This is a genomic window from Chitinophagales bacterium (assembly GCA_019638515.1).
Lineage (GTDB): Bacteria > Bacteroidota > Bacteroidia > Chitinophagales > LD1 > UBA7692.
In genome coordinates this window covers 462,049-479,062 of the sequence record JAHBTS010000001.1, presented here as the reverse complement: position 1 = coordinate 479,062, position 17,014 = coordinate 462,049, and the positions used below count along the sequence as shown (strand labels likewise).

Here is a 17,014-nt window from a genome sequence, read left to right as displayed (position 1 = left end):
GCGGAGCATTGAACCGCCACTTTTGCCAAACCGCTGTTAGCGGTAGTGGTTCTCTTTTCGTCCATGTGCCTATCGTTAAATTTGTCCACCAAAGTTGTTTTTAATTTCAGGAAATTCTGCCAAGCAAGGTTTAATCCGTTCATAAACTACTTGGTCTGTAAAGTCTTTGCATTCATTATGTGTTGCTAGACACAAATAGTAATTGACATTGTCCTTTTGAGCAAATACAATCCACTCACCAGTATGCTTTTGGGGTTTTCTGAATTTACTTTCGTATAAAATTTTTGTCAAGAGAACTGTTAATGATTTCTTTTGAGCAATCTCTTTTGGGAAGTCATTTAATAGTCCAGTGAAAATTTCTTCAAGTAATATGTTTTGAAAAGACACCTCATCATCTTTGCCATATTTTTCTTTCCAACAGTTCACCATATTTTGTGCAATAAAAGTGTTGGAGTTATGATGAATGTGTTTTAATCCAGCAAGAGTTCCATTTTTATTAAATGGCCTTACATTCATTTTGTGTCCTTGGTCAACAAGTTCAATTATGTCAAGGATTGTAGGAAAATGGTAGTGATGTATTTCATTGCCAAATTTTTCAAATATCTGTAAGCTGTGTCTTGTTAACTGATGAACTAATACAGAACTACACTTGCCAAATTTCACTTTTACCTTTAGTCGCTGTTCTACATCTTCTTTTGCTTTTTGAAAAACATCTGGTGAGATTACACTTTGCTCAAGATGGTCTTCTATAAATACACCGTTTACTATGTGTTTATTTATAATTTCTGAGACTGGTGTCGTTATTGGAATGAAACTCATATTGTTTATGCAGATTCTGTATAAATATATGTTGGCTCCGTTTTTTTAATCCGAAATACCAACGCTTTCTTTCTATGTTGTCTAACGCTAAAAGCAGTTCAATATATTCCTGTGTCTTTGAAAGTGATTCAAATTTTAAATTTTTCCCTTTAAGATTTCCTAAATCACCATAAATACCATGGTGTGCTGTTTGATGTTTTGTCTCCGCCTTTTTGTCGAGCGGTATATGCAAACACAATTATTACCGCTAAAATTATCACAACGTAAATCATCTATTCTCTTTTTCGTTTGTCAAAAGTCCGTTTGGTTTATGTACGGTCACCCTACCATTACCACTATCTCTCTACAGTATAACAATTGAACTCTTCAATATCATGATACCCAAACACACTAATTTCCGGATGCGCCTCTACAAGTGCACGTATTTGATTGAGCGTAGCCACACGCAATGTATTATTATCGGCACGCATTGCAGCCAACTCGCTTACCGGATGCATACTGTCCAATAATTCTACCCGCATGTAATAAGCATCGGCAACATAAAGCAACCATTTACCATCTACTTGCAGTGCAACTCCACAGTGCCCCAATGTATGTCCGAAAAGAGGAATAAGGAACAGCTCTGTTTTTAAAGATACGTTTACCTTACGCGCCTCGAAGCCAAACCATTTGTGGGTAGTTTCTCCATAAGTTCTAATAATGGGATTATGCGCTAATGGTATTCGTAGATACCTTGGATGGTTGGCATTATAGCTCTCCAACTCTTCTTTTCCCAAATGCACAATTGCATCAGGAAAATCTGCAAGCCCGCCAATATGATCATTATCTAAATGCGAGATAACACAATCTGTTACATCTTTAGGATTTAAACCCAACTGTTCAATTTGCCTAATTGCAGTTTGTGCTTCACAGAATCTGTATCCAACCAATTCTATAAGTTCTTTACCTATTCGTACCTCCGGCTGTTGCACATCTAAAAGACCAATTCCTGTATCTATTAAAACCAGTTTATCTTCTTCCTTCAACAATAGGCAGTGCCCGCAAACATTGCTATTGATGGGCGACACGATTGTAACACAGTTTAGGTGATACACTATTGGCATACGTTTCCTCTCAATTTATAGTTCACAATTTTTTCTCAAAGCATCTACTGTTTTCAACTAAAGCATATTGCCCATAATTGGCAATTGCAGTATATCCGTTCTTAGTATATAAACCTATGGCATCACTCATTTCGCTCCCGGTTTCTAAGATACAAGTATGGCAGCCCAATTCTTTCGCCCACGCTTCTAATTCCCGCAGCATTGCTGTTGCCACACCTTTACCACGCATTGCCTCTATTACATACATTCTTTTCAACTCAAAAACGCCTGTGTTGTATGCCTTTATAGCTCCGCAACCAACACCTTTGCCATTATGAAAAACAACTACCACATTTTGCAGTGAGTCAATTTTATTGTACTGAGCAAAAAACTCATTGGCATCGCCATTTCTCTTTGCTAAATATCTATCGAGCTCAACAACTAGGTTTCTAAAATTATCGTTGCTTGAATTGGTTCTAAGAACTGACAACATAATATCATTCTATATTGGAAAAACTGAATTACATCTAATCTAAGCGAGCACCCAACACCACATTCTTCTTGAAACGCTTGGTTTTCCCTTGCAGGTTGAATACCTCTACAAACACCGTATAAATTCCGGTACGGGCTTTTCCACCATCGTTGTTAGTGCCATCCCACTGAAATTCTCCTGTGGCGCTCAGCGTTTCTGTCTTCACTAAGTATTTTACTTCTCTTCCAATTGCATCAAAAATTCTAATAGAGGCCTGATATCCCGGCTCTGTAAAACGATACTTTACTAAAGTGAAATCTTTGTAGCCATCGTTATCGGGCGAAAAAACTTCAGGCTCCACTGCAATAGCATCATCGCTAATGCCGGTAGTATAAAACTGAGAGTTCAAATAAGTAGGCGTACCAAAACCAATATCGCCTGCGGCTGAATGCCAATTGCCTCTATCGTTAGTTGGCTGATTATAGTTGATGCGCTCCAACGACACGCCATCCTTTTCATCCAATAAAGCATAGTGCCACTGAGCGGCATAACATAAGCTATCAATCACAATTCCGGCAGTACTTTTTAATACACAAATACCTGCATCGTCAGGAAAATTAGGCAACTTCTTCAACAGCAATAACTGCTGAGGATTTTTCACATTATACTGAGCTTTCACCATGTCGGTATTGGTAGTAAATACTGCATACTCATCGGGAAACAACAAAAAAGTATCGGGCAAGGTATCGCTCTTTTCAAGAACATTTTCCGGATTAGAAACTTCGCGTTCTTCCACTACCAACTTAGCTATATCCAACACTTTTTGAGAGCGGTTATAAAGTTCCACATAATCTACACCTGCCGTTGCCGGATTAAAGAGCATTTCATTTATTACAATATCGTTGGGCGCTATGGAATCTGCCAGCGCAAAACGCGCAGTATCATTTATACCCATACCATTTCCTGCACAATCGCCTAGCCCGTTTACTTTTATAGAATAGGTTATTCCTCGCAAAAATGGCTGCGAAAATTTGAGTAATACACGATTAAACAGGTGCGGCATTACCTCCACGCTTTGCGGCTTTCCTATATTGCCACTCACCGTATAAAAATTTGCATTTACCACAGCAGCGCTATCTAGGCTTTTATTGAACGTAATGCCGAGTACGGTGTCTGAAAGAAGTGCTGCTCTAACAATATTCAACAAAGCCGAATCATTCTTTGTAGCAGCAATTGAATTTTTTGAACCCGGAGTGCCACCGGAAGCACTTACGGAAGCGCTCCAATTGGCAGCACCACTACACCAATTATTGGCATCTATCATTTCAAGACTCCAGCCGCCATTCTTCTTGGAATCAGTACCGTACCAAGTATCGGCATATTCCACTGCATGTATAAATACACCCGTATTATCTTTCAAAAAAACAGCATCTCCTGTATTGTTCAACGAAGGGAAACTCGACACTCCAATTGGATACGTAAATGCCGAAAAATCGCCCGCTGCCGTTACACTACACAACAACAAATAAGCATCGGGCATAAGCAACACATCGGGCAACAGTGCTGCAGACGAAGCGCCAATTTTTCCCAGTTGCCAATTTTTAAGAGAAATTGCTTTACTGCTGCGATTGTAAAGTTCTATATATTCTCTGTTGGGCAATTCTACTACCGGATCGGGATCTGCCATTATCTCTGTAATCAACACATCGTACCGCGCTGCCCGTTGCGGAAAAGCAAGCGTAAAAGTAGATGGCTGTAAACCAAGCGACACACAATTTTTCACTCCCGAAACAGTGAGTTTATAGATTGTAGAAGTATCGAAATTTTGGTTGAAATAAAGCACCACCGCATTCTTTACTACCGAATCGAAATAAACATACTGCGGATTGCCCATGCCATTATCTACGTTGTAATTGGCAACAGTGGTTGCCGAAGCCGCATCGCAAACTTCAGTAAAAGAAACAGCTATTGCATTTAAGGCTGCAAAACGCACATTCCCTGCACGAAACTCCAAATCCAAAGTAGCATCATAAACAGCATTCTGCCTGCCCGGAGTGCCACCGCTTGCATCGGTTGATGCCATCCAATTTCCATCGGCAGCGCAAGGATTTAATGGATTGCGCAATTCTAGAGTATAACCGCCCTGCTTCTTATTGTCATCGCCATACCAGCTATCGCTGTACACTATCGAATGAATTACGTTTCCATTTGGATTCTTTAATGTAAGAGAGTCTTTATCGTTGTTAAGCGATGGCAATGAATTTACGGAAACAACTATTGCTCCCATTGCGCTAAACTGCAGAGCAGAATCTTTATGAACAATTACCGCAAAACTATCTTTAGGTATCGTAACTGAAGGCAGAACAATAGTAGTAGAAGCATCTGAAAAAGTCCAACTGCCTAAATCTATTGGAAACGAACTTCTATTATGCAACTCCACAAACTCTACTCCCGGCAAACCAACTTTAGGATCCGGATCTGCCATTATTTCATTTATAAGTACATCATACAATTGAGGCACAAAAAAGTTAAAAGCAAGTTGCTGCGGCAGCATTGTGTTTCCTACCATATCTGCAATGCCATTTATACTTATGCTATAATTATTGCCACTCACCAAAGGCGAAGACAAGGTAAGATGCACCATACGCTTATCCACACCATCTAATACTGCACTTTGCGGCACACCAATACCATTATTCACTTGATAATTAGCTGCGCTCTGCGCATCTGCAAGCGATACCTGCTCCGAGAACAACACATCTAACTGCGTGGCATTCACTACGCTTACATTCACAACCACCGGCTTGGTGGTATCGCCAACAATGTGCCTTATTTCTATATCATCAAATACATACTTATCGAATCGCGATGCCGTGCTATAGCGTGCATAAAAACCAAAATGCGCAGTGGCATTCCATGAATTATCGGTAAAAGTTCCGTATAGCGTATAATTGCTTCCTCCGGTTTTATCGGCATACACTTTCCACACGCCCGCACTGCTTCTTGTAATATAGCACTTAACATTGGCCGAAACAGCGCTACTGCCAATAACTTCAGCATTGCCTGTAAACACCAATGCTGCTGTATTTCCTGTTTGTTTGAAAATCTTAATGGTATCGTTGCTGCCCGTTTCGCCCAACTGAAGATAATACCCATTGAGCGAACTGCGAAGGTTGCTGCTATCGCTCGCTAAATATACACGCACATAATTGGTAGAACTTGGATTAAACCCAAGATTGATGCTAAAACTAAACTCTACCGAATCGAATAAACTATTAGGCGTAGAAAGCGCCAATGTATCGCCACTTGCGCTATTTCCATTGCTTTGCAATGCTAAACCGCCATTCACCAAAAACTTAGAAGCTGTTCCCGACCATGCAGGATTTGCAGTAAAATCTCCATCGCTGAAATTTTCAAACACTTGGGCGTGCAACAGCGAAAAAGAAAAAAGTAAAATAGGGATAAGCAGGTAGTGCAGCAGCTTCATTTTCCGAATATAGCAGAACAGTACCAAATAGCAAGATTCTTGCAGTAGCAAATATTGCCTACTACATTAGCTATACAGCAATGCCCACTGTTTCCAAAAATCGGGATACGATTTTTCTACTACTTCCGGCTCTTCTATTTCCACCATTCCCAATGCTGCTAAAGGAGCAAAACTCATTGCCATACGGTGATCTTTATAGGTACAAATTGGCTCTTGCGGCTGCGCAAACTCACCTTGCAGCTCATACATATCGCTATCGGTTTGCACCAGCGCCACACCACACTTCTTCAACTCTGCCTGCATGGCTTCTATTCGGTTGGTTTCTTTAATAGCCAAGGTAGAAAGACCGCTAAACCGCGCCTGTATGTTTTTGGCAGCACAAAGCACCATAAACGTTTGTGCCAAATCTGGATGTGCCATAAAATTCAAGTTCACCGAAACTGTTTTTGGGAAACTAAACCCTGTATTTTCTATTGAAAGACCATTGGGCAACTGCTCGGCATGCACACCAAACATACTGAGCAATTTTGCCGCCTGTGCATCGCCCTGCAACGATTTCAGTTGCACATGCTTCAACAGCATTTTACTATTGGGAAGCAGTGCTACCAAAGCTATCCAGTAGTAAGCATTCGACCAATCTGCCTCGACATTGAAATTTACCGGTGCAAATAAAGCAGGCGCTATGGTAATGCTATTCGCATTCATAGTTATGTTTACCTTGCATTGCTTCAACATATAATGCGTAAGTTGTAAATATGGCTCCGATACTGCCGCACCTTTCCACCTAATAGTTAATCCTGCCGGCAACACAGGCGCTATCATCATAAGTGCAGAAATAAATTGACTGCTTACCGAAGCATCTATCTCAACTTCACTTCTTAGTGCGCTGCTATTTTCTATTGGCAGAATTTGCAGCGGAGGAAATCCATCCTTCTCCAGATACCGAACAGAAAAACCTATGGCACATAGCGCATCTACCAATGGTTTCACGGGTCGGCTCTTCATTCTTTCGGTTCCCGTAATAATGGATTTTCTATTTACAGCACAGCAATAAGCGGTTAAAAACCTAAGTGTAGTTCCTGCGTCTTGTGCATCTAAAACTTCGCTATTGCTACTGAGCAATTCCCATAAAATTTTTGTGTCGCGCGCTTCCGATAAATGCTGTACCGTAATTTTTTCACCACTCAATTTATGAAGAATTAAAGCACGATTGCTCATGCTTTTACTAGATGGAATTTCTACCGAAAAACGGAATGGCAGCGTATTAACTTTATGCAACAGCATACAACTCGTTGTAATTTTTAAATGCATTTAAAATTACCGCCTCTTCTACCTCGCAATTAAAAAGGCAATTACCAATGCGATTTGGAAGCGCAAAAAGCGGCACCGCATCTCGGTTCTTCTTATCATGTTTCATTGCTTGCAAGACTTGGGCTGGATTTGCTATTGCAGGGCGGTTATGAAAAATTTCTATCAACACTTCCACTATTCGTTCTGCCTCTGCTTGCTGAATAATCTTTAGTTCCTGCGCCATGAGTGTTTCCATTAGCATACCAATAGCCACTGCTTCTCCGTGTAGCAGATAATTCTTTTCTTGCAGAAACAAAGTTTCTACTGCATGCCCAACCGTGTGCCCGAAATTGAGTATTTTCCGAATGCCCTTTTCGTATGGGTCGCGCGCCACCACCGATTGTTTTATGGCAATAGCTTTCTGTAGCAATGGTTTCCAATTTGCCTCTTCTATAATTACAGCCTTACACTTCCAAACTTCGTGAAACGAAGAAGCATCGGCAATAATGTAATGTTTAATTACCTCTGCAAAACCGCTTAGCAACTCGCGTTGCGGCAATGTTTTTAAAAATGCAGGATACACTATTACAGATTCCGGCAGCGCGAATGCACCAAGCATATTTTTGAAATCTAAAAAATCAATTCCCGTTTTGCCGCCATGTGCTGCATCGGCCATTGCCAGCAAGGTAGTTGGCACTTGCACAAACGAAATTCCACGCATGTAAGTAGCAGCCGCAAAACCACCTATATCGCACACCACACCGCCACCAATATTTACCAACACACTATTTCTATCGGCAAAACCCGCAGCCAATGCCTGCCAAACCTTGGTAAGTGTTTCAATATTTTTATGCTGCTCACCGGCAGGAATTACAATGGTGTGTACTTCGCCTTGCTTTTCTATTTCAGGCAGGCAATAGCGCACGGTGTTTTCATCGGTTAATACAAAAATCTTCTTCGATTTTGAAAAAAGACCGGAGTGCATACTTTCTGCAAAAATTACCGGAGATTGCTGCATACGTTTATTTACTGTAATAGTGCACACAAAATTACTGCAACGAAATAAACTATTTTAAAGAAACCCCACTGGCTACATTTATACCAAGACAAGGCACAGCAACAATACAAAGTACTGTAAAATATACTGAAGAATACTTGTTCATTGCCTTGCTTCTTCCATATTTGCACAAAACAACTACATGAATATTTTACTCTTAGGTTCCGGTGGAAGAGAACATGCTTTTGCTTGGAAAATTACACAGAGTCCACTTTGTCATAAATTATTTATTGCTCCCGGCAACCCCGGCACAGCAAGTTGCGGTACTAATGTAAACATTGGAATAAACGACTTTGCCGCACAAGAAAAATTCTGTTTAGAAAACAATATTTCGCTTATTGTAGTTGGCCCCGAAGAACCATTGGTAAATGGCGTGTACGATTACTTCCAACAGAAATATCCCGATGGAAAAATTTCGGTAATTGGCCCTTCTAAAACAGCAGCTCAATTAGAAGGCAGCAAGTCTTTCGCAAAAGAATTTATGCTTAGGCACCATATTCCTACAGCAGCTTATCGCGAATTCAACAGCCAAACTTTAGAAGAAGGCATTCAATATATTGCAACACAACAGCCCCCAATTGTTTTAAAAGCCGATGGATTGGCTGCCGGAAAAGGTGTGGTTATTTGCAGCACTATTGCAGAGGCGCAGAACGAATTGCGCGACATGATTGGCAACGAACGTTTCGGAAAGGCAAGCGCCACCGTAGTAATCGAACAATTTCTTTCGGGCATTGAGTTTTCTGTATTTGTACTTACTGATGGCAACAGCTATAAAATTTTACCCGAAGCCAAAGATTACAAACGCATTGGCGAAGCCGATACGGGCTTAAACACCGGAGGTATGGGCGCCATTTCGCCTGTACCATTCTTAGATAGCGAACTAATGCAAAAGGTAGAGTTGCAAGTTATTAAACCCACTATTGCAGGTTTAAAACAAGAAAACATTACCTACAAAGGGTTCATTTATTTTGGATTGATAAAAGTAGAAAACAACCCATTTGTAATTGAATACAATTGCCGCATGGGCGATCCCGAAACAGAGATTGTAATGCCCCGCCTAAAAAGCGATTTAGTACCACTATTGCAAGCCACTGCAAATGAAAGTTTACAGAAAGAAAAAATTGAAATAGACAACCGTGCTGCGGCAACCGTTATTGTTGCTTCGGGCGGCTATCCTGGCGATTACCCCAAAGGACTGCCTATACACTTACCTACTAAAAGTGCATCTATTATTTTCCATGCAGGCACCAAACAAACTGAAAGCGAATTGGTAACAAATGGAGGCCGCGTACTAGCCGTTACTTCTTTAGAAACACATCTTAAAGATGCTGTAAAAACCTCGCTTACTACCATTCAAGAAATACAGTTTGAGGGCATGTATTATAGGCGCGATATTGGTTGGGAATTTTAAAACCCTTTATCCGTGCAAAGTAATCGGCAATGCACTAAACTGCGCGGATAACAAAACATCTGTTTTTAGTGTGCCGCCAATTTAACCTCGTGCAAAGGCTCTAATGAGCAATCTACTTTGCTTACATCTTTGCTCATACCTTTGCCTTTATTGGCAATATCTAAATTTACAAACTCCACATTGCCGTTATTGCGAACACAAATTTTATACTCCGGCTTTATATTTCCATAACTATCAAAATACTTTGAATTTACAGAACCATCATACACTATTTCCGGAACCTTATCACCAAACATTGCCGTAAACAATTGCCCAAATGCCACACTGCCATCAGGCTTTCCGCTACCGCGTTCTATCTTGTTATCGTATATGTTTATACCTCCACAAAATGGATCGTAAATTGAATCTTTATACGGCTTTTGAAGTGAACCATAAGCAACTATTCCCACACTAATAGAATTGTTTCCCTTTATCTCGTTATTGTAAACATGGCAATCGTTAGTAGCCATAACAATAATGCCTGTACCCGCAGGAATTTCTGCCACCACAGTTCCTTTCACTCCAAAATTTTTCACATTATTATTTATCATGCGGTTGTTAAACACCCTGCATCTGCTCCCGTTTTTTACGGGCAGCTCCGGCAGGTCAAAAATTAAAATACCTCCGGTATTGTTTTCGCATAAGTTATCAAACACATCGGCATCAATACTGTTTTCAATTTCAATTCCGGCAACATTATCGTGCACATGGCAATTTCTTACAATAATATTTTTAGACTGTCCAACATATGCACCCGCATCGCTACTACCAAAAATTTCGCAATTTTCTACCAGCACATTGGTGCACCCAACCGGATAAATACCATACGAACCGTTTTGTGTGGAATGCTGTGCCGTCCAACCCACTTTCAAATTTCTGAATGTAACTCCGGTAGCATCCTGCACCTTAATACAATCGCCCTTGGCATCCATTATGGTAAAATCTTCCATCAACACATTGTTGGATGTAACGCGAATTCCTTCTGCACCATCTTTTTGCCCTTTAAAACTTAAAATAGTTTTATCTTTTCCTTTGCCGCGTATTGTAACATTATTCAATCCATCTAAAATTAACGGCCGCTGGATAGTGAATGTACCCTCCGGCAACTCAATAATATCGCCATCCTTAGCATTGGCAAAGTTTTCGAGCAACTGAGTTTCAAACGCAGTGTTATCGGCAGAAGTCGGAGCACCCGAATTGCAAGAAACCATTGCCACAACAGCAATAAGGCACAAGAAAAACAGTTTAATTTTCATGGATAATTTTTTAGAAGTAGCGAAAATAACTTTCTGCAATAGAATTTATCAATTCTTATTTGCACGGTGCTTTCCATTTAAACTACACTCTGCCATCTACTGCAAAACATATAGGGCAATCTTCTTTTTTATGACCGCGTGCAGGACAATATTCCCTACCGTAAAAAATAATTTGCAAGTGCAGTTTATTCCACAATTTTTCAGCAAATAGCCGCTTGGCATCGTGCTCTGTTTGCATTACATTTTTCCCATTGGATAACTTCCACCTATACATTAAACGATGAATGTGCGTATCTACCGGAAATGCAGGCACACCAAATGCTTGGCTCATTACCACACTTGCAGTTTTATGCCCCACGCCCGGCAGCGCCTCCAATGCTTCAAAAGAATTGGGTACTTGCCCCGCGTGTTTTTCGAGCAGTAAGTGCGAGAGTTCAAAAATAGCCTTCGACTTGGTTGGCGACAGTCCGCATGGCTTAATAATTTCGCGAATTTCTTCCACTTCCAACTTAATCATTTGTGCCGGAGTGCTGGCGCGGGCAAATAAATATGGCGTTACCTCATTTACCCGCTTATCGGTACACTGAGCCGATAGCAACACCGCTATCAGCAAAGTGTAGGCATCGCTATGATCGAGCGGTATCGGAGTTTTGGGATACAACTCCTCTAATTTTTCAACAATAAAATTTACGCGTTCTTGCTTTGTCATTGGTGCCCAAATCACATAATTTTATAGCAAAACAAAGTAGCAAATTTTGCACGTACCGCATCCTTCTTTATTGCTTGTAATTATTACCTTCGCCAAGCAAAACAATATATTATGAACAGCGAAACTTTAGAACAAAAATCGACTGCCACCACTGTAGATTTTTTACCGCTCAACGGAACCGACCATATTGAATTCTACGTGGGCAATGCCAAGCAAAGTGCCTACTATTACCAAAGTGCATGGGGTTATGAATTGGTAGCCTATGCAGGCCCCGAAACCGGAGTGCGCGACCGCGCCAGCTACGTATTGCAACAAGGCAAAATTCGCTTAGTGCTAACCTCTGCCCTTTCGCCCGAACATGAAATTTCAAAACACCATTTGCTGCATGGCGATGGCGTAAAAGTTATTGCACTTTGGGTTGATGATGCGCGCAAAAGTTTTGAAGAAACTGTGAAACGTGGCGCCAAACCTGTATTTGAACCCCTTGTACTAAAAGATGAATTTGGCGAAGCCGTAGTAAGTGCCATTGCCACTTATGGCGAAACTGTTCACAAATTTATTGAACGCAAAAACTACAAAGGCGCTTTCCTTCCGGGCTTTCAACCTAAAACAAGTTCAGTGCCAACCAAATCGGTTGGATTAAAACATATTGACCATTGTGTAGGAAATGTGGAATTAGGAAAAATGAACGAGTGGGTAAAATTTTATGAAGATGTTTTGGGCTTTAAACTCCTACTTACTTTTGACGATAAAGATATTTCTACCGAGTACTCTGCACTTATGAGTAAAGTAGTAAGCAATGGCTCCGGTTATGTAAAATTTCCAATTAACGAACCTGCCGATGGCAAAAAGAAATCGCAAATAGAAGAGTACATAGACTTTTACAAAGGCGCAGGTTTACAACATATTGCTGTTGCCACCGATGATATTATTGCCACTGTATCTGAATTGCGCAAACGTGGTGTAGAATTTTTATACGTACCCGATAATTATTACGAAGAAGTGTGGCAACGTGTTGGCGCCATTAAAGAAGACACAGACGCCATTCGCCACTTAAACATATTGGTAGATAGAGACGATGAAGGATATTTACTTCAGTTATTCTCTAAACCGGTGCAAGACCGCCCAACTGTTTTTTATGAAATTATACAACGCTGTGGTGCCAAAAGTTTTGGCAAAGGAAATTTCAAAGCCTTGTTTGAATCTATTGAAAGAGAACAAGAACTGAGAGGAAACCTATAACCTTTCTTTTAGCCAAAACACGCCTCGTTTACAGCCACCAACTACTATGCACACATACATCAACTTTACTTTACTAAATAGCCAAAAGGCTTCTATAGAAAGAGATTTCAATTCTAAGAAGCCTTTTAGGTATGTGGTTATTGAAAACTTTTTTGCACCCGAAAAAGCCGAAGAAATCTTAGCCTGCTACCCTTCTGTAAATGAAGGCACATGGGATACCACCACCTACATCAATCAAAAAAACAAATTCCAATCTGCCATTGCAGCACATCCGGTGCTTAAGGCAGTTTTTGCAGAGTTAAACAGCCAGGAGTTATGCCACTACCTTACCCAAATTAGCCATACCGAAACGCCATTACTGCCCGATGAACAATTGTTTGGTGCAGGGCTGCACCAATCTGTTGCAGGAGCTTTTTTAAATGTACATATAGATTACAACATACATCCCAAAACAGCCTATCATAGGCGGCTAAATCTCTTAGTGTACATGAATAAAAACTGGCAACCACAATATGAAGGACATTTAGAGCTATGGGATTTTACCAATGGCAAAAAGGAACTATTAGAAAAAATTGCTCCTGAATTTAACCGCTGTGTAATTTTTGAAACCAATGAAATTTCGTATCACGGGCACCCCAAACCACTAAATACACCTAAGGGCGAAAGCAGAAAATCGCTGGCAGTTTATTACTACACGCCTACCCGCCCACAAACAGAAATTGCGCCTAACCACAACACACGTTTTGTAAACACCGAAGGAATATCGGGGCAATTCAAAAAATTACTATCGGGCGTTAAAGCATTATGGGAGCGCTTGGCAAACTAAACTTGAATATGCCCCCAGTTCTCGCCACTTTTAATGCGTGTAATTTGCATATCCGAAACACCAAACTGCTTTGCAATTATTTTTAACCGAGTTTTTCGGTTAGGATTTGCCAACATTTTCTTGATACGAATTACATCTGTAGATGTAAGCTTGGCGCCTTTATGTCCATCAAAACGCACCTTACCGCGCTCCGCCAACACCTTTGGGTTTTTACTATTCAACTCGTTCATACCTTGCTGTGTTACCCATTGCAAATTATCTACACGGTTGTTTAGTTTATTGTAATCCAAATGCGCTACAAACTTATGCTCCTCACTCGGTTTATCTAAAAATGTTTCTGCAACTACTTTATGAATTAAAAACCCATGATATATCGGTTTTTTATGCCCTTCGGGCTGTGAACGCATTCTTAAAATAGGATAGCCCTCTTGTATGCTGCCTCTAATTATTGTGCCTTTCTCTATACTATCTGTGTACGACATTAACCGCCCCCACGAAGAAACCGCATACTTTTTTTTAAATAAAAACTGGTTGATACTATGCGCTTCGCGCCAAACTTCTCGTGCTAATAGATTTTCCATTATTTACTTCTATGAGGGGAACTTCAAAATGGCTCAGTGTAGAAAATCTTAACGTGCTGCAAAAGTACATATTCTCGCCACTAAATTTCACAAAAAAACTATTACAATACAGGCACACTGCTTTGCTGCACAATTTTCAGTTCACAATAGATGGTTAATTTTTTCCTTCTTCAACTCACATTTTTTTCTCACGTTTGATGAGTGAATAAAAACTTCGCTAAAATTATAGCCATCAACATTGGCATTGCTATTGGCATTGCAGGTCTTTTGCTTGCAATTGTATCATGGAGTTTAAGCTCTTACACTCGCCACGGGCAACAAATTTCCGTTCCAGATTTAAGAGGCGCAAGCATTGAAAAAGCACAAGAAACATTGGCTGCACTCCACCTTACTTTAGTAGTAATGGATTCTGCCTATAATGTAGAAAAGCCCCTAAACTCTATATTGGAACAAAGTCCTAAACCCGGAGCAAAAGTAAAGGAACACCGAAAAATTTATTTGGTAGTAAATGCTAGCAAAGTGCCTAGTGTAGAAGTACCCGATTTAGCAGGAAAATCGTCTTTAAAATATGCCAAACTACAATTGCAAAGTGTAGGCCTGGTGGCGGGCAACACCATTTACCGCCCCGACCCGCACCTTAATGCAGTAATTGGCTTAGAAGTAAAAGGCCGCCCGGTAGGGAAAGGAAGCAGAGTTCCTAAAGGAACGGTAGTAGATATTTTGCTGGGAGATGGTATTGGTGGCGAAGAAATTAAAGTACCATACCTATTGGGATTAACATTGCAAGAAGCCATTTTTATATTGCAAGGAAAAGGGCTAAACACTGGTGCTGTGGTATTAAAAAGCGGCACCACCGATAGCCTTTCTGCATTAGTATATAAGCAAGTACCGGAGGGCGGAGTAAATAAGAAAATACGTATTGGCGAGCCTATAGATTTGTTTGTTGCAGACGAGCTACCCGATGATTTAATTATAGATCCACTTCTTTACAACGAAGAAGATTCTTTGGAGGTTCAATAGTTATCTATCGAAAAAATGTTCTTGCTCAGGTGTATCATCTTCGAGGTCGTACTCTAATGGCAAATCCTTTTTTCTATAAATGAATGCAATTATTATGCCGCTTACGGCTCCCCAAATATGGCTTTGCCAACTCACTCCTTCTTTTGGAAAAAAACCAATAGCCATACTGCCATAAAGTAAGCCAACCAAAATGGCAATAGCCGATGATGCCTTATCTTTTCTAATAATGCCCAATGCAATTAAGAATGCCGCAACACCATAAATAATGCCACTAATACCAATATGGTAGCCATCGGGAAAAGTAAACGCCCACACCAACGAACCACTTACAATATGTACAAACAAAAGTACTTGAAAGGCTATGGTAGGATAAGCATTCAGCAACACTACCAAGAGCAAAAAAATGGCTGTTGTATTTGATGCCAAATGTTCAAAACTACCATGCAAAAACGGAGCAAAAACAATACCTTTTAAACCCGAAATATGTTGTGGCAAAATACCCCAATTGCCCCAATCGCTTCCACTCCACCACTCATATCCTTTTACAATCCAAAGTACCGATATAAGTGCTATTGAAAAAACAATACTCCGCCAAAATGTTTTCGATTCACTCATTTTTTATGCACCAATGCTAATATAGCTGCTGCAGCATTTTCAGAAGCACCTTTGCCTCCTAAAGTAGCATACAGCAACTCATAATCCTGTAACATTACTTCACGAATATCGGGCTGCAAAATTCTTTGCAACTCACTTTTAGCTTGCATTTCGCTGGCTTGGTGTTGAATAAGCTCCGTTACTACTTTTTTACCACACACCAAATTCACAATAGAAATAAAAGGGACTTTAACCAGCATTCTTCCGATAATGTATGAGAACCAACTCCCTCGATAGCATACAACCTGTGGCACCCGAAGCAAAGCAGCTTCCATAGTTGCAGTACCGGAAGTAACCAATGCCGCCTGCGCCTGCTGCAACACACTGTAAGTAGCATCCATTACCAATTTACAATTACTTCCTTCCAAATAGTGCTTGTAATAGGCTTCGCCATGAATACTCATTCCGGCTACACAAAATTCATATTCAGGAAAATGCTTGCTTACTTTTACATATAAAGGCAACATCTTTTCTATTTCCTGTTTGCGGCTACCGGGCAGTAATGCTATTGTTTTCGATATGGCTTGCTTGCTTGAGCTTGCATCTATTACATCTAACAGCGGATGCCCAACAAAAGTTGCATCTAGCTCCCACTTCTTAAAGAAATCTATTTCAAACGGGAAAATAACCAGCAACCTATCTACATACTTCTTGAGCAGTTTGGTACGGTTTTCTTTCCATGCCCACACCTGCGGAGCTATGTACCACACTATTTTAAAATTCCTTTCCTTTAAAAAAGGTAGCAGCCTGAAATTAAATCCGGGATAATCTATAAGCACCACCACATCGGGCTGCCAAGCCGCAATGTCTTTCTTACAAAATTCTATATTGCCAAGAATGGTAGAAAGGTTCTTAATCACTTCCCAAAAACCCATAAATGCTAGATCTCTTATATGTTTTACCACTTCGCCTCCGGCAGCCTGCATATTATTGCCACCCCAAACCCGGCACTGCGCCTGCGAATCGCCTGCTCGAATTGCCTTTATTAAGTTGCCTCCGTGCAAATCGCCCGATGCTTCACCTGCTATGATGTAATACTTCACCCTTTTTTCTTTTTGTAAGAATAAAG

15 protein-coding genes are annotated in these 17,014 nt (G+C 40.5%); 4 read left to right on the top strand and 11 right to left on the bottom strand.

Annotated elements, in window-relative coordinates:
• Positions 1-75 precede the first annotated feature (75 nt).
• The 6 genes from KF872_02085 to aroB all read right to left on the bottom strand — a co-directional run bounded on the left by KF872_02085 (position 76) and on the right by aroB (position 8,195).
• Positions 76-819 carry a hypothetical protein gene (locus KF872_02085; GenBank protein ID MBX2902317.1) on the bottom strand — a complete coding sequence of 248 codons (744 nt, stop codon included), beginning with the start codon at positions 817-819 and terminating at the stop codon, positions 76-78.
• Between the two features lie 335 nt (positions 820-1,154).
• The gene (locus tag KF872_02080) at positions 1,155-1,922 is read right to left on the bottom strand and encodes an MBL fold metallo-hydrolase (protein ID MBX2902316.1); all 768 of its coding nucleotides are present in this window, start codon (positions 1,920-1,922) and stop codon (positions 1,155-1,157) included.
• Between the two features lie 22 nt (positions 1,923-1,944).
• The gene (locus KF872_02075; protein ID MBX2902315.1) at positions 1,945-2,394 is read right to left on the bottom strand and encodes a GNAT family N-acetyltransferase; all 450 of its coding nucleotides are present in this window, start codon (positions 2,392-2,394) and stop codon (positions 1,945-1,947) included.
• Positions 2,395-2,428: 34 nt separating this feature from the next.
• The gene (locus KF872_02070; protein MBX2902314.1) at positions 2,429-5,860 is read right to left on the bottom strand and encodes a lamin tail domain-containing protein; all 3,432 of its coding nucleotides are present in this window, start codon (positions 5,858-5,860) and stop codon (positions 2,429-2,431) included.
• A gap of 66 nt (positions 5,861-5,926) precedes the next feature.
• Positions 5,927-7,144: a hypothetical protein gene (locus KF872_02065; protein ID MBX2902313.1), complete on the bottom strand. Its 1,218-nt coding sequence runs from the start codon at positions 7,142-7,144 to the stop codon at positions 5,927-5,929.
• Complete coding sequence (gene aroB / locus KF872_02060) at positions 7,131-8,195, bottom strand: 3-dehydroquinate synthase (GenBank protein ID MBX2902312.1); 1,065 nt, start codon at positions 8,193-8,195, stop codon at positions 7,131-7,133. The genes KF872_02065 and aroB overlap by 14 nt, the downstream gene beginning before the upstream one ends.
• A gap of 154 nt (positions 8,196-8,349) precedes the next feature.
• Here aroB and purD point away from each other — a divergent pair, with 154 nt between their 5' ends.
• Complete coding sequence (gene purD / locus KF872_02055; GenBank protein ID MBX2902311.1) at positions 8,350-9,618, top strand: phosphoribosylamine--glycine ligase; 1,269 nt, start codon at positions 8,350-8,352, stop codon at positions 9,616-9,618.
• A gap of 65 nt (positions 9,619-9,683) precedes the next feature.
• Here the strand turns inward: purD and KF872_02050 are convergent, their stop codons facing one another.
• Positions 9,684-10,913 (bottom strand): right-handed parallel beta-helix repeat-containing protein, encoded by a 1,230-nt coding sequence (locus tag KF872_02050; protein ID MBX2902310.1) that lies wholly within the window; start codon positions 10,911-10,913, stop codon positions 9,684-9,686.
• An 82-nt stretch (positions 10,914-10,995) separates the two neighbouring features.
• The gene (gene nth, locus KF872_02045) at positions 10,996-11,622 is read right to left on the bottom strand and encodes an endonuclease III (protein ID MBX2902309.1); all 627 of its coding nucleotides are present in this window, start codon (positions 11,620-11,622) and stop codon (positions 10,996-10,998) included.
• 111 nt (positions 11,623-11,733) lie between these two features.
• Between nth and hppD the strand changes: the two genes are divergently transcribed.
• Positions 11,734-12,864, top strand: coding sequence for a 4-hydroxyphenylpyruvate dioxygenase (gene hppD, locus KF872_02040; protein ID MBX2902308.1), 1,131 nt, complete (start codon positions 11,734-11,736; stop codon positions 12,862-12,864).
• A gap of 46 nt (positions 12,865-12,910) precedes the next feature.
• Positions 12,911-13,690: a 2OG-Fe(II) oxygenase gene (locus KF872_02035; protein MBX2902307.1), complete on the top strand. Its 780-nt coding sequence runs from the start codon at positions 12,911-12,913 to the stop codon at positions 13,688-13,690.
• On the opposite strand, the gene KF872_02030 is transcribed toward KF872_02035, so the two are convergent.
• On the bottom strand, positions 13,687-14,271 hold the full coding sequence (locus tag KF872_02030; protein MBX2902306.1) for an HNH endonuclease: 585 nt from the start codon (positions 14,269-14,271) through the stop codon (positions 13,687-13,689). The two genes, KF872_02035 and KF872_02030, sit on opposite strands and share 4 nt — an antisense overlap.
• Positions 14,272-14,472: 201 nt before the next feature.
• Between KF872_02030 and KF872_02025 the strand changes: the two genes are divergently transcribed.
• Positions 14,473-15,291, top strand: a complete 819-nt coding sequence (locus KF872_02025; protein MBX2902305.1) for a PASTA domain-containing protein — start codon at positions 14,473-14,475, stop codon at positions 15,289-15,291.
• On the opposite strand, the gene KF872_02020 is transcribed toward KF872_02025, so the two are convergent.
• Positions 15,292-15,906, bottom strand: a complete 615-nt coding sequence (locus KF872_02020; protein ID MBX2902304.1) for a rhomboid family intramembrane serine protease — start codon at positions 15,904-15,906, stop codon at positions 15,292-15,294.
• Positions 15,903-16,988: a lipid-A-disaccharide synthase gene (gene lpxB, locus KF872_02015; protein ID MBX2902303.1), complete on the bottom strand. Its 1,086-nt coding sequence runs from the start codon at positions 16,986-16,988 to the stop codon at positions 15,903-15,905. Before lpxB ends, KF872_02020 begins: the two co-directional genes overlap by 4 nt.
• Positions 16,989-17,014 lie beyond the last annotated feature (26 nt).